Below are 12,947 nucleotides of genomic sequence, written 5' to 3'. Positions count from 1 at the left end.
ACTTTTCTTGAGCATGCCCATTTTATAAACAAGGAGAGTTACTATGAAAACTAAATTAATAGGTCTGGTATTCCTGAGCAGTTGTTTTATTGCCAGCCCAATTGCCTTTGCTTCACAAACTTTAAGTACGCAAGGTCAAAGCAGCAACGGCTGCCAGCCTTCCTGTGCCGGCATACCGAAAGGACAATGTTCCTGTGTAACCACAAATCACATCAAATGCTGCGGTAAAAAAACAGATGGACTCACTTCCAAACCAGCATCTAACGACTAACATTCAGGAGATGGGCAAAATGCCCATCTCCCTTAGGGATGCTTGTTATATCCATGGCATTTTATGGACAAAAAAAGTATACTGCGTAAAATTTTTAACAATTGTATGGGAAATGCTTAAATCCACTATCAAATTTAAATATGAGTCAGATCCTGGTCATTATGTGAGATTCAGGTGCGTAATCGATATTCCTCATCATGATTTTATTAATCAAGTGAATATTTGTATTACGGAATATGAAAATCAAACCGTGTGTAACCTGAGCTTGAGAATCCCTCGATCTTGGTCAGACAGCCCTGAAACACTCAAGAAAAACAGAGAAGAGGAGGTCTCATCCTGGTTTAATAATGAAGAGAATATTCTCTCTATCGACGATGAATCAAAGCTGATTTTTGCTTACATAACAGAACAGCAATGTGAACAAAAGTTGCAGGTTATTCTTGATAAGCTTCCATTCGCTGCTGAGGAAGTGCAGAAAATTAAAGGCTTTATTCAGAATAAAATGTATCGAACTACTGACGAGGCTTTGACTGATATTGAGGGGTTAATTAAAGAGGAACAGTATGAAGAGGCACTTAAAAAGACATTAACATGTATTGATTGGGGATATGGATGTGATTTATTACTGGTTGCCGGCGATCAGTTTTTTGAAAAACGCCGTTTTTTGGAAGCGATAGAGTGTTTTTCCAAGGTGCCCTTTGAAAGTACGCGGATAAAAGAAAAAATAGAAGAGGCAAAAAACGCAATCAATGAAGCCCTTCATCAGCAAGCCTCTCTGCAAACACAAATAAAATCCCTTACAGCCGAACTGAAGAGATATAAGAAACAACCTATAGAGATAGTTGGCTTCTTTCCAGGTGAAGAATCAAGCTCACCGAGAATGCCAAAATAGTTAGTTCAGTGAACCCATTAATCGTTTCCAGGCAGATAAAGCTCGCTGGTGAATATTGTTAATGGGTTAAAATATCTTAGATAATTAAATGTATTGCTTATGTTCTGATAACACTGGTCCCAGAACAGAATGCTGCAGGCACTGTCCAGTAAGCTTGAGGCCTGCTCCATCGAATCCCCATTCTGGACAAAACTTAGAAATTGATAATTAACAGGGAGTTCAGGTCTTTTAATTTCACTCAAAATACCTTCAATTTTCGGAAAAGTGATCCAGCCCGCAAGCGTTTGCGGCTTCCCAATCGTTAATTCCTGCTCAGGAAATAACTGGACGTGATAATGCAACTCCTCCAGATGCTTGCCCATGATCATTTTGTACATGTCAGGAACCATTGCGCCTGGCGTTCTTGCAGCTGCTTCCAGGAATATTAATTCTCCAGTTTGACTATGCTTGAATACTTCTATATGAAATGCCGATGAAAAACGGCCAAGCGCGTTTAAAACCATTTCAGTGAAGTCTTTTAAACGGGAAAGCAGGCTATCATCGTTTACTGGAATGCTCCCCATAGGTGAGCCTTTGGAAAACCGTGCCAGTGGCCAGGCATATTGACCCGCCATAAAAAACTCGCTGCGATTTTCACGAACAATTACATCACAATGGAACAGTTCGCCTTCAATGAATTCATCAATTTCAAAATCCCAGGGCTTTTCCGCTATCTTTTCAAATACTGCTCGCAAGCTGTCCTTATCGGTAACATGAAATGTATCGATGCTGCTGACTAAATCAATCGGCTTGATAAACATTGGAAAGCCGATAGACTGGACCACTTCATTGATGTAAAGTTCTGCGTCAGTCTGATAGGCTTTTTTCTCAAAGGGGATAAACCGGGGAATTCTCAACTGCCCCTGAAGTTTATTCTTTGACACCAGCTTATTTACATAAGGCAATACCTGCGCAAGAGAGTTTCCTGGGATACCATACTGCTCTCTTAATTGCGCACAGACCAATTGAGTACTGTCTTCATTGGATAAGAGCCGTAAATTTTCTGCGCCATAACGTTTAATAAGGCTCAATACGATGTGCTCTGCTTCCTGATAATGGATTTGATGAAAGCTCCTGTTATGAACAGGATGAATTTCATCAAAAAGCGCTTTATTCTCAGCGGAAAGATGACTTAAACAATATTGGCTTCCAATCAGGATAAATGGGGTATCGGGCTTGTTTTTAAGCGCTGTCAAATCGGCTTTGACAGGAACTACATTGTATAGAAAAACATTAACGGTCATTTTCCCTCGAGGCGTAGAGTATCCTGAATAATCATAATATCAAATTAAATACACAATGTACAATATTTTTTCAGTAAATGCATTTTTCTCATCGCTCGACCCACCGATATCATCGATCACAGCTCACTATTGTTGTTCAACTAACACCCAAATCAATCTATACTAGACGTATGTTAATCTGATGAACGCAACGGATGAATCCGACTCAGAAGTTAGAAATTCTCGAATTGCTCTTTAATAGCATGCCTTTTAATTACATTTTCTGGAAAAACAAAGAAGGCGTTTATATGGGGGCAAATACCAATCAAATCGCCCTGTTTGATCATAATGGACAAGGTTTCATAGGTAAAACAATTTATGAAATAATAACAGATTATGAAGCTGCCAGGAAAATCGATGAGATTGATAGGAAAGTAATGCAGGATGGAACCTCATTAACGCTTGAGGACCTGGTCACAACCGCGCAAGGCGAGCAACGGGTTTTTCTGACGCAAAAGCAACCTATTCGTAATCGCAGTGGAGAAATTGTCGGCCTTTTGGGTTTCTCAGTCGATATAACCGAGCGCAAAAAAATGGAAGATGACCTGAGGCGCTCCAAAGAGATGGCCGAAGAAGCCAATAAAGCCAAAACCGAGTTCCTTGAGAACATGCGCCATGATATTCGAACGCCCCTGACTGGAATTGTTGGATTTGCTGATTTACTCAAGATGGACTCCAATACCCCTCATATTCATGAATATGCCGATAACTTAATCGCCTCCAGTCATGCGCTGCTTGAGCTGATGGATGAAGTACTGGAAGCGATTCGCGTAAGCTCGGGAGAAATTCCAAAGCTGAAGAAAAAATTCGACCTGCGGCATTCTTTAGAACACGTGATAAAACTGAACCGGGCCCGCGCCGCGCAAAAAAGTTTATCGCTCTCTTTGGATTTTGATAAGTCGATACCGCGTTATGTGATTGGCGATAAGGTGCGAATTCATCGGATTGTCCTTGAGTTAGTAGCAAATGCTTTAAACTTTACGGACACGGGATTTGTGAAGTTAACGGCGCTGCTTGCCAAACGTCAGGGGCAACAGCTGGTAATAAAATTGGCCATTGAAGACTCAGGGATTGGCATTCCCAAAGATAAACAGCAGGAAATCTACGTTCAGTTCAAACGCCTTACCCCTTCCTATCAAGGCATTTATAAGGGCGCAGGTTTAGGACTATCGGTAGTCAAACAATTCGTGGACGAATTAAATGGTGAAATTTATGTTACCAGTGAACCGCGGATAGGCTCCTGCTTTACCTGTATTATTCCGCTGCAAGAGCCGCTGCTTGATGACGATTTGGGAATTGAAGAGTATTCATCAACAGCGGAAGATGAGCTCTACGAGACAACCTATGCCCAGCAAATTAAACCACCCGGGCCTTTTGTTCAATCTCTCGAACATCGGGTGCTTGTGGTCGAGGATAATATTATCGCCCAGCATGCGGCTAAATCGCTTCTTACCAAGCTTCAATGCACTGTAGATATCGCCGAAAATGGAATAAAGGCGTTGGAACTCTGGAAAACGCAGCACTATGATTTAATCTTAATGGACATCGGCTTACCTGATATTGATGGTTACGAAGTAACGCATGCCATTCGTGTCCATGAATTAACTAAAAAAACACATACCCCGATTATTGCTCTGACAGCTCATGCGGGTGATGAAAATAAAAAACGCTGTATTGATGCAGGGATGAACGCAGTACTCACCAAACCTTTAACCGCTAAAAATTGCTCTGATATTGTCATTGCCTTTATTCCAGGACGTCATGCGCCTGAGAACGGCCCTGAAAATAGCTATCGTTCCGACCTGCCTCAAATCGAATCGCATCTGTTCAAACTTAACGCGTTCCCACTGCTGGATATTGAAGAAGGGCTTAAAACCAATGGAACGGAGAGTCAACTCGCCGATATGCTTAGCTTCATGGTGAAAGACTCCCTGCCTCAGGACTTTCTTTTAATGAAGGAAGCGCATAATCAGGGAAATTGGGAGAAAACCCAGCAACTGGCTCATAAGATAAAAGGCGGCGCAGTCTACGTGGGGGCTCTTCGTATCAAAATGGCCTGTCAATATCTGGAACGCTACTGGAAGTCAGGCCAAAGAAAATTACTGGAGCCTCTTTATCAGCAGGCCGCAGCGGTCATTACGGAGAGTATTCGAGCGATTAATGATTGGCTGGAAGAAAGAAGATAAGCTATTTGATTATTTAGGCTTGTCTACCAGACGAATACCATTGGACTCGATAATAATTTCTCCACGTTTATAAAGCTGGCCAATGGCGCTTTTAAAGCTTTTTTTACTCTCGTTAAACGCTCTCATTATTTCGAGAGAAGTACTCTTGTCGTGCAGAGGTAAAAAGCCTCCATTTTTTCGTAAATCATTCAGAATTCGCTGCGAAAGATCAAGAATATTTTCCTGCCCCATTTTCCTCAGAACAACATCGATTTTCCCATCATCGCGCACTGTTTTGATATAGCCACGGGTTCTTTTACCATACTGCAAAGGCTGAAAAATATCTGAAGAATGAATAAGTCCCCAATGACGATTATTAATAATCACTTTTCGACCCAGAGGACTGGTATCCGCAATTAATAAATCCACTTCTTCACCACGCGTGAACTGACCAGGATTTTTTTCTAAAAAGCGATCCAGTTTGGAGCTTGCAATTATTCGTCCCTGATTATCCAGTTTCGCATAGACGAGATATGATTTATTTTTTTCCATCGGACGCTGTTGTTCAGGAACCGGAACAAGCAAATCCTTATCCAGCCCCCAATCAAGAAATGCGCCGACGCGATTCACATCAATCACTTTCAAAAGCGCACAACTACCCACCAGAATAGCAGGCCTGGAGGTAGTGGCAATCATTCGATCGTCGGAGTCAAAATAGATAAACACCTCGACCAGATCACCCAAAGCGGTGTCTTTGGGCACATATTTTCTGGGTAATAAAACCTCTCCCCAATCATAGGCATCCAGATACACACCAAAAGCAACCTCTTTGATAACCCTTAACTTATTATATTGTCCGACTTTAATCATAATCTGCTCTATTTTGTACTATTGCCGAGCTTAACATAAAAAGTGTTTTCCCGCTTGCGAGTTAAAAAGCGCAGCTAAACCAGAAAACATGATGCTACGTTATTTTAGGATTTGCGAAATAGTTATATTTTTTATATAGTAAATCCCGCTATATTCAGCGTCACGAAATAAAAGGATTTAGAAATAATGATGTATAGAAAAAAATATTTATCTTTGCTTTTAGCAGGTATATACGCCTCAGGAACTGCCTTTGCGGGAACCATGGGTGAAGCAGGATGTACATCAGTACTTTGTGCTGTTGATGCACCTGGTGGTTTCTATATTGGTGGAACAGCTTTTTATGTAAAACCCAGTGAAACTGGAATTGGCATGGTCACTGATAGCTGGTTATTTAATAGCCCAGGCGGTTTTACAGCCAGAAGCAAACCCTTTAACCCTCCGCATCGTTGGGCAGGAAACGTCAAGCTGGGATACGATTTTCCTATGTCTGCCAATAATATTGAAGCCAACTATTTGTTTTTAGAAAATAAAACACATGCAACTAATGATTTCTCAAATGGATCAATTGGATTTGGCAGTATTTTATTTCCTGATGCAACCATTCCCCCATCCTTCGATTTTGTAAGCGACGCTCAGTTAAAATACGAAGTTGATCAGGTTGATCTGAAAGTTGGAAGAAAATATACCGATGTAAATCATAATTTCTCAATACGGCCTTCAGTAGGTGTTCGCTATGCTGAGCTGAAACACTCTCTTACCTTTGCTGCTCCTGGTAATATGATTAGCAAATATGACGGTGCAGGCCCAATGGTCAGTATCGAGGGAAATTATATGCTGGCTTATGGAGTTGGACTGGTAGGCTATTTTGATTATGGTTTGTTAGCTGGGCAAAGCAAAACAAACTCCTATGTAAGTCTGGCAGGTACAAACTTCGGGTTTAGCTGGCCAAAACAGGACAGAGTCGTTAGCAGTATAACAGCAAAAGTGGGTGCTAATTATTCTTATGCATTCTCAAATGCTGCCAATTTAACTCTGGAAGCGGGTTATCAGGTTAATGAATTCCTCAATGCATTGGATACAATCAGAGGAACACTCGCTTTTGATGGCATTCAGCGCATTAATGGGCTTGAAACCAATGACTTCGGCTTTCGTGGACCCTATATAAGTTTGACAGTACACGCTTAATTCTTCATTAAGCAAAGCATCAGGTTTTCCACTCCTGATGCTTTGCTCAACATAGATCAACCTACTGATTTAGTATCATTTATCTAACGTAACTCATTCTTCCTTATGGCAAAATCCAGGCCTTTCTATTAGCCCCTGCCATTAAGCCAAGGGAATTCGGCAATCACTTGTAGGCTGGGCCCTTGGCCAATGGCACTTACTTAAGGCTTTACCCATACTCCTACGTCCCTCGGCTTGTCCGAGGGATCCAGGAATCTCATGCCTGGATTGGATCTCTGGATCCCTCGGACAAGCCGAGGGACGTAGGTAAATATCTTAAGTAAAAGATTCCAAAAACAAAATCTGATCACCATTCAATCACTTTGTATCAAATTATCCATGAATATCTCATTTTAAGCTAAACTAATCATAAATATGCCATACGTTTAATTAAAAATGGGCCACTCGCAATGGAAGAAAAAAGAGAAATTAAGGAAAATAATGGAATGCCATTCTGGCTACAGTATGCGGATTTATATCTCAATCCTGAGTTTTTTAAACGGGGGCTATTAGTCGTTACACCGCACACGGAGGATAAATCCGTTTCCCGGGAAGCGCAGAGTTTCGTTATCAACAATCGTGAATTTTGTTTTCACCAGGAACAAAACGATAAAAGCTTACCCAGCCCGAACGCCCGTGCTGTTAAAAAAACCCAGGCCTTATTGGCAGCACTAACCCATACCTCAGGCTCGCAGAATCTTTTGCCACTGCCTGAGAAACCCGCTGTGCTGTTTAATAAACAACGACGGGATGAAATATTTTTACCCCTTCTTTTTAAAAATCAGCAAGAAACCTTTGGCACCTATGTTTATCCCTGGTTAGGTAAGTCATCCTCTCCTTTTCAGCAATTTAATGGGTTTAGTCAATTTGTTACAGCCGGATGTATGTTTGGAGCGAGCCTTCGGGCTGTGCCCGATAAAGGAGAAGAAATTGAGCTGATCAACCATCAGATTCGCCTGGAGCCTGGTGCTACGATTACCGCGGTTCGCCACGACAACCCTCTGGATAACGCCCAGGATAAGACCAGTAATCCCTTTGAGCTAATATTGTTAAATGAGTTCGAGAAGAACTGTCTGATAATGAAATCACTCGCCAAGCCCAATGCAGATATTACAATACATTATCATTTGCCTGTTTATGATTATCTTTTATTTGGAATCAAACTCTCCTTCCATCACCAAATCACCGATCAAGCCTTTGACGAATTCACTAAACTGATTTTGGAACGAAAAACTTTTTACCAGAAACAGCTGAGCCAAGTCGCCTCTCGGCAAGGAATCAAAGTCATTTTTCAATCTCCGTTTGACAACCTTTTGCAGGAATTAAACTCAGAGAATCCATCGGCCTCACTATCGAGCCAATTAAATCTAAGTAGTTTTTTTGCAACTCAAAACCCGTATGAAAGAGAGAAATCATTCGTTAAACTATGCCTGAATCGCTTAGCTGAAAATGAAATAAATCCTTTACATAAACAAGTCTGGCAAGATGCTTTAAAAGCGCAGGAAACACTGCCAGAGACATTAGAAGATCTCTTCAAATTAGCCAATGCGGTGTTTATTGCGGCATCTGCCAGAAATCAAAAACCCTATGAAACCTGTTCTTTGCTTCCATTATCCGAAAAACAAATCCAGTTACATTATGAAACCTTGCATACTCAATTCGAGAAACACTTTCAGAAAGACCAGAATCCCTATTCTCCTGCTGTTAATATAACCGGTATGGAACCGGTGATAACCTACTCGCCAAACACAAAAGGCTTACTGTTTTATTTCGCCTGCTGCCTGCAAACCTTGTCTGGTTTAATCTCTAATCAGAAACTCGCCCATCATGCCGCTCGCAATCTCGGCTTTTTCGCACAATCCGCATCCAACAGCCCAAAAGAAAAAACCACCGACGAGTTATCTGGCCCCGTAGACTTGCAATCCCTGCTCCCCGAAGCAAAACCAGTTTTGAAACACTAAAATGAGATAAGAGATTGATAAAAGGATCTGTTGATGAAAAATTCAAGTATTAGCCCAGAAACGCAATTAGGTGAGATAGAGCAACTCTTAAGCATTGACCATCGCCAGAATCATAGCGTTGAAGAAATTCTTGAAAAAGTCATCCGTTATTATGAAACCATTATCGGCTGCATGCCTGGCAACGTGTATTGGCTTGATAAAGAGGGACGCGCAGTGGGCTGTAACAAGAATGTTTTAAACATGTTCGGCTTAGACTCTATTGATGAATTCAAAGGCTTGAGTTTCGATGAAATGCGCACTATCGGACGATGGAGTGATGCCGCAGCTCAATCTTTCAAAAAGGACACTCTTGAAGTCATTACCACAGGCCTTCCCAAGTTAAACATTGAAGAGCCGCCTATCCCCCATAGCGATGGACGTATTATTCATTTTCTAACCCATCGGGTTCCACTTTTTGATGAGAAGAGAGAAATAATTGGCGTGGTTGGGATTTCAATTGATATCACTGAGCGAAAACAATTGGAACAGGCACTTAAGGAAGCCAAAGAACGTGCGGAAGCTGCCAATCAATCTAAAAATGAGTTTATGGAAAATATGCGGCATGACATTCGCACCCCATTGACTGGCATTGTAGGCTTTGCGGACCTGTTGAAGATGGAGCCTGATTCTAATAATGTTCAGGAGTATGCGGAGAATTTGGTCGCTTCCAGCCACGCTCTATTAGAGCTGCTCGATGAAGTCCTTGAAGCCATTCGCGTGAGTTCAGGCGAAATTCCCAAACTTAAAAAAAAGTTCAATCTTTTTGAGGTGCTGGAGCATGTGATTAGATTAAATCGTGCCAAAGCTGCACAGAAAAAATTGTCTCTTTCCATGCATTTTGATTCATCCCTGCCAAAATATGTGATTGGTGATAAGGTGCGTCTTCACCGAGTCGCCTTAGAGCTATTGGCTAATGCCTTGAATTTCACAGATAAGGGTTTTGTCAAACTGTCAGTCTGTCTTGCCAAATGCAACGAACAGAAACTGGTCATTAAACTCACCGTCGAAGATTCCGGGATAGGTATCCCCAAGGATAAGCAGGAAGAAATTTATGTACAATTCAAGCGGCTTACCCCATCCTATCAAGGGATCTATAAAGGAGCTGGCCTGGGTTTGGCCGTGGTGAAACAATTCATTGATGAACTCAATGGCGAAATTTATGTAGAAAGCGAGCCTCTGAAAGGCACCTGTTTCACCTGCTTTATCCCTCTGCAAAAGCCCCTTCTGGAGGATGAATTTGGAGTGGATAGTACATTGGGCGCAACGATTGATCGTGCCAATGAAACGACTTATGCTCAGCAAATAAAGCCTGCCGTTACTACTAACCATCGTTTTCGCGTTCTGGTTGTGGAAGACAATGCCATTGCACAGACGGCTGCCCGCTCAATTTTATCAAAATTAAACTGCGAGGCAGAAATTGCAGAATCAGGAAGAGCGGCGATCGATCTCTGGAAAGACAGACATTATGACCTTATTTTAATGGACATCGGCTTACCAGATCTGGATGGATATGAAGTAACTCATCAAATCCGTGTCCAGGAATTAGCAAAAAAAACACATGTTCCTATTATTGCACTAACCGCCCATGTGGGCGATGAAAGCAAAAAACGCTGTATTGAAGCTGGCATGAATGCTGTACTGAGCAAACCGCTGACAATAAAAAACTGTGAGGACATGCTGGATACATTTATTCCTGGCCGCAGGTCAAAAGCAGAGGATTTAGCAGAAAAGCAAAATAATATATCAACGCTTAACCCACAAGAACATTGGTTTCAGCTTTCCGACTTCCCTCTGTTAGATATTGAGGAAGGATTAAAGACCTTAAACGATGTTGACAGTCTCTCTGAAATGCTTAAGTTCATGCTGTCTGAATCCCTGCCAGTCGATACCGAGCAATTGGTACTTGCTCATCAGCAAGGAAACTGGGATAAAACTCAGCAGCTGATACACAAGATTAAAGGCGGTGCGGTGTATGTCGGCACAACCCAGCTAAAAATGGCCTGTCAATACTTTGACCAATATTGGAAATCAGGAGAGCGTGAGTTATTAGAGCCGCTGTATCAGCATGTACTCACTATTATTGAAAACAGCAAGGATGCCATTTCTGATTGGCTAAACAAGCATTATTTACCAAACACCTGACCCTGCAATTAGAAAGCCAGCGCATCGCAATCCATTTACGATGGAATACTTCCATGATACTGTTTAATGCGGCCAGATGCAGGATGCGTTTGACCCAATTTATTGAGTTATTGAACTTATGAATGTTTACAATATACAGCCTGAAAAGCGGCCATACCTGGGCTTCGGTTTAGGCTTGCGAACGCAACATTATGAAGACATATTGAATTATTTACCTGACATTGACTGGTTTGAAATCATCAGCGAGAATTATCTCATTCCAGGCGGAAAGCCTGTGTATTATCTTCACAAAATTCGCGAACACTATCCTATGGTTATGCATGGAGTCTCTCTGTCATTAGGCAGCAGCGATCCCATTCAGTGGGATTATCTTAAACAGGTGAAGGAGCTGGCTTCCCGCATCGAACCAGTCTGGATATCCGACCATCTTTGCTGGACAGGCGTGAATGGTTTGAATATGCACGATTTGCTGCCTGTACCCTATACGAAAGAAATAATTTTACATATCGTGTCACGACTGACACAGATTCAGGATTACCTGAAGAAACCATTTCTAATAGAAAATGTCTCCAGTTATCTTGGTTATAAGCAATCAGAGATGACGGAATGGGAGTTTATTACCAGTATCCTGAGACAATCCGGTTGTTATATGTTGCTCGATGTGAATAATGTCTATGTGAGTGCGGTGAATCATGGTTTTGACCCCATGGATTATTTGAACGCACTGCCGCCGGAGAAAATCATCCAAATTCATTTAGCCGGGCATTCAAACTGCGGCAATTATCTAATAGATACCCACGATGCATCCGTTATTGACCCGGTCTGGGAACTTTACGAAAAAGCGGTGCAACGATTTGGCTCAGTATCAACCATGATTGAGCGTGATAACAATATCCCACCATTAGCAGATTTATTGACCGAGCTTGGGAGGGCCAGAGAGATTGCCAGCCTTGCTATGCAGGAGCTTTGCTATGACTAACTGGGAACAATTACAACGGGATTTCCAGAATTATTTACATTTCGGGCATTTGGGCATTGAACAGGCAATTGTGAATACCCCGCTTGCATGCGCGAAGACCCGTCTGCAGATATATCGTGATGCCTATCAGGCACGCCTGGAAGAGGCAATGGCCAGCAACTTCCCTCATCTTAAGACTTGTTTAGGGAATGAGGTCTTCCATCAAATGTCCCTGGATTATCTGGCTTCTTACCCATCTACCTATCGTTCCATTCGCTGGTATGGGGTTAAACTGGCGTCTTTTTTAGCGAGTTATCATCGAGAGCCGTTTATCGCCGAACTTGCGCAGTTCGAATGGAATATGACGCTTGCCTTCGATGCTGCTGAGAGCCCTGTATTTCAGTTAGATCAGATGGCAGCGATTCCAACCGAATTATGGGAAAGCATGATACTGAAAGCCCATCCTTCACTAAACCGCATGAATTTCTTATGGAATGTGGTTGACCTCTGGGAAGCATTGGCTAATGGTCAGGAACTCCCGACGATGAACAAGAGTCTTAAACCATCGCCCTGGGTATTGTGGCGCCATGAATATATGAATCGCTTTTATTTACTGGCAGATGATGAAGCCTGGGCCCTTGACAATACATTAAAGGGATTATCGTTCGGAGAGTTCTGTGAAGGTTTATCTCAATGGCATGAGGAAGACGCAATTGGCATGCGAGCTGCTTCTCTTTTAAAAAACTGGATTCAGTCAGGATTTATTACCGATATTTCATTTCAATAATAAGGATATTTACAATGATTAATAAAGACAAGCTTGTTCAATCAGCAATTACAGCTTTTTTAGTGCTGTCTTCCAGCCATTGCGCCATTGCAGCCTCAGATAACACCGACTCAGGGTCTAATGAAAAATGCTATGGCATTGTAAAAGCAGGTATGAATGATTGCTCTACAGCAACCTCCTCTTGCGCAGGATCTGCCACCAAGGATAGTCAACCCGACGCATTCGTATTTATGCCCAAAGGTCTCTGTGACAAATTGGTTGGCGGGAGCCTTAAATCAGAAACAAAACCAGCTAGTTAGATGCAGGCGTTTTTGTC

At 42.0% G+C, this 12,947-nt stretch carries 11 protein-coding genes; 9 read left to right on the top strand and 2 right to left on the bottom strand.

The genetic code is table 11. The features are described 5' to 3' along the window. The first annotated feature begins 43 nt into the window (after positions 1-43). A complete protein-coding gene (locus LXA66_RS00950) occupies positions 44-271 on the top strand; it encodes a hypothetical protein (RefSeq protein ID WP_233011551.1) in 228 nt (75 codons plus the stop codon). Positions 272-434: 163 nt separating this feature from the next. Next, positions 435-1,163: a hypothetical protein gene (locus tag LXA66_RS00945; protein WP_233011550.1), complete on the top strand. Its 729-nt coding sequence runs from the start codon at positions 435-437 to the stop codon at positions 1,161-1,163. A gap of 17 nt (positions 1,164-1,180) precedes the next feature. Here LXA66_RS00945 and LXA66_RS00940 read toward each other — a convergent pair whose 3' ends face one another. Beyond that, positions 1,181-2,446: an acetyl-CoA carboxylase biotin carboxylase subunit family protein gene (locus LXA66_RS00940; RefSeq protein ID WP_233011549.1), complete on the bottom strand. Its 1,266-nt coding sequence runs from the start codon at positions 2,444-2,446 to the stop codon at positions 1,181-1,183. Positions 2,447-2,640: 194 nt separating this feature from the next. On the opposite strand from LXA66_RS00940, the gene LXA66_RS00935 reads away from it, so the two are divergent. Then, positions 2,641-4,671, top strand: coding sequence for a response regulator (locus LXA66_RS00935; RefSeq protein WP_233011548.1), 2,031 nt, complete (start codon positions 2,641-2,643; stop codon positions 4,669-4,671). 9 nt (positions 4,672-4,680) lie between these two features. Here the strand turns inward: LXA66_RS00935 and LXA66_RS00930 are convergent, their stop codons facing one another. Next, entirely contained in the window at positions 4,681-5,520 is an 840-nt protein-coding gene (locus tag LXA66_RS00930) for a S1 RNA-binding domain-containing protein (protein ID WP_233011547.1), read from the bottom strand. A gap of 186 nt (positions 5,521-5,706) precedes the next feature. On the opposite strand from LXA66_RS00930, the gene LXA66_RS00925 reads away from it, so the two are divergent. From LXA66_RS00925 to LXA66_RS00900, 6 genes are all read left to right on the top strand, one after another. Then, positions 5,707-6,705, top strand: coding sequence for an Lpg1974 family pore-forming outer membrane protein (locus LXA66_RS00925; RefSeq protein ID WP_233011546.1), 999 nt, complete (start codon positions 5,707-5,709; stop codon positions 6,703-6,705). 449 nt (positions 6,706-7,154) lie between these two features. Further along, positions 7,155-8,705 carry a hypothetical protein gene (locus LXA66_RS00920; RefSeq protein WP_233011545.1) on the top strand — a complete coding sequence of 517 codons (1,551 nt, stop codon included), beginning with the start codon at positions 7,155-7,157 and terminating at the stop codon, positions 8,703-8,705. Between the two features lie 33 nt (positions 8,706-8,738). Then, complete coding sequence (locus LXA66_RS00915) at positions 8,739-10,886, top strand: response regulator (protein ID WP_233011544.1); 2,148 nt, start codon at positions 8,739-8,741, stop codon at positions 10,884-10,886. Between the two features lie 118 nt (positions 10,887-11,004). Continuing rightward, a complete protein-coding gene (locus LXA66_RS00910) occupies positions 11,005-11,865 on the top strand; it encodes a DUF692 domain-containing protein (RefSeq protein WP_233011543.1) in 861 nt (286 codons plus the stop codon). Further along, positions 11,858-12,631, top strand: coding sequence for a DUF2063 domain-containing protein (locus LXA66_RS00905; RefSeq protein WP_233011542.1), 774 nt, complete (start codon positions 11,858-11,860; stop codon positions 12,629-12,631). The genes LXA66_RS00910 and LXA66_RS00905 overlap by 8 nt, the downstream gene beginning before the upstream one ends. Positions 12,632-12,645: 14 nt before the next feature. Continuing rightward, positions 12,646-12,930: a DUF2282 domain-containing protein gene (locus tag LXA66_RS00900; RefSeq protein ID WP_233011541.1), complete on the top strand. Its 285-nt coding sequence runs from the start codon at positions 12,646-12,648 to the stop codon at positions 12,928-12,930. Positions 12,931-12,947: the final 17 nt, after the last annotated feature.

This window comes from Legionella sp. 16cNR16C (assembly GCF_021297775.1).
GTDB lineage: Bacteria > Pseudomonadota > Gammaproteobacteria > Legionellales > Legionellaceae > Legionella_C > Legionella_C quinlivanii_A.
This window is presented reverse-complemented; position numbering and strand designations above follow the sequence as displayed.

What these genes read in the sequence shown, in the direction of transcription:
- LXA66_RS00915 (WP_233011544.1), top strand. Translation starts at nt 8,739, where the DNA reads ATGAAAAATTCAAGTATTAGCCCAGAAACGCAATTAGGTGAGATAGAG.
- LXA66_RS00920 (WP_233011545.1), top strand. Translation starts at nt 7,155, where the DNA reads ATGGAAGAAAAAAGAGAAATTAAGGAAAATAATGGAATGCCATTCTGG.
- LXA66_RS00930 (WP_233011547.1), bottom strand. Translation starts at nt 5,520, where the DNA reads ATGATTAAAGTCGGACAATATAATAAGTTAAGGGTTATCAAAGAGGTT.
- LXA66_RS00925 (WP_233011546.1), top strand. Translation starts at nt 5,707, where the DNA reads ATGATGTATAGAAAAAAATATTTATCTTTGCTTTTAGCAGGTATATAC.
- LXA66_RS00950 (WP_233011551.1), top strand. Translation starts at nt 44, where the DNA reads ATGAAAACTAAATTAATAGGTCTGGTATTCCTGAGCAGTTGTTTTATT.
- LXA66_RS00905 (WP_233011542.1), top strand. Translation starts at nt 11,858, where the DNA reads ATGACTAACTGGGAACAATTACAACGGGATTTCCAGAATTATTTACAT.
- LXA66_RS00935 (WP_233011548.1), top strand. Translation starts at nt 2,641, where the DNA reads ATGAATCCGACTCAGAAGTTAGAAATTCTCGAATTGCTCTTTAATAGC.
- LXA66_RS00900 (WP_233011541.1), top strand. Translation starts at nt 12,646, where the DNA reads ATGATTAATAAAGACAAGCTTGTTCAATCAGCAATTACAGCTTTTTTA.
- LXA66_RS00910 (WP_233011543.1), top strand. Translation starts at nt 11,005, where the DNA reads ATGAATGTTTACAATATACAGCCTGAAAAGCGGCCATACCTGGGCTTC.
- LXA66_RS00940 (WP_233011549.1), bottom strand. Translation starts at nt 2,446, where the DNA reads ATGACCGTTAATGTTTTTCTATACAATGTAGTTCCTGTCAAAGCCGAT.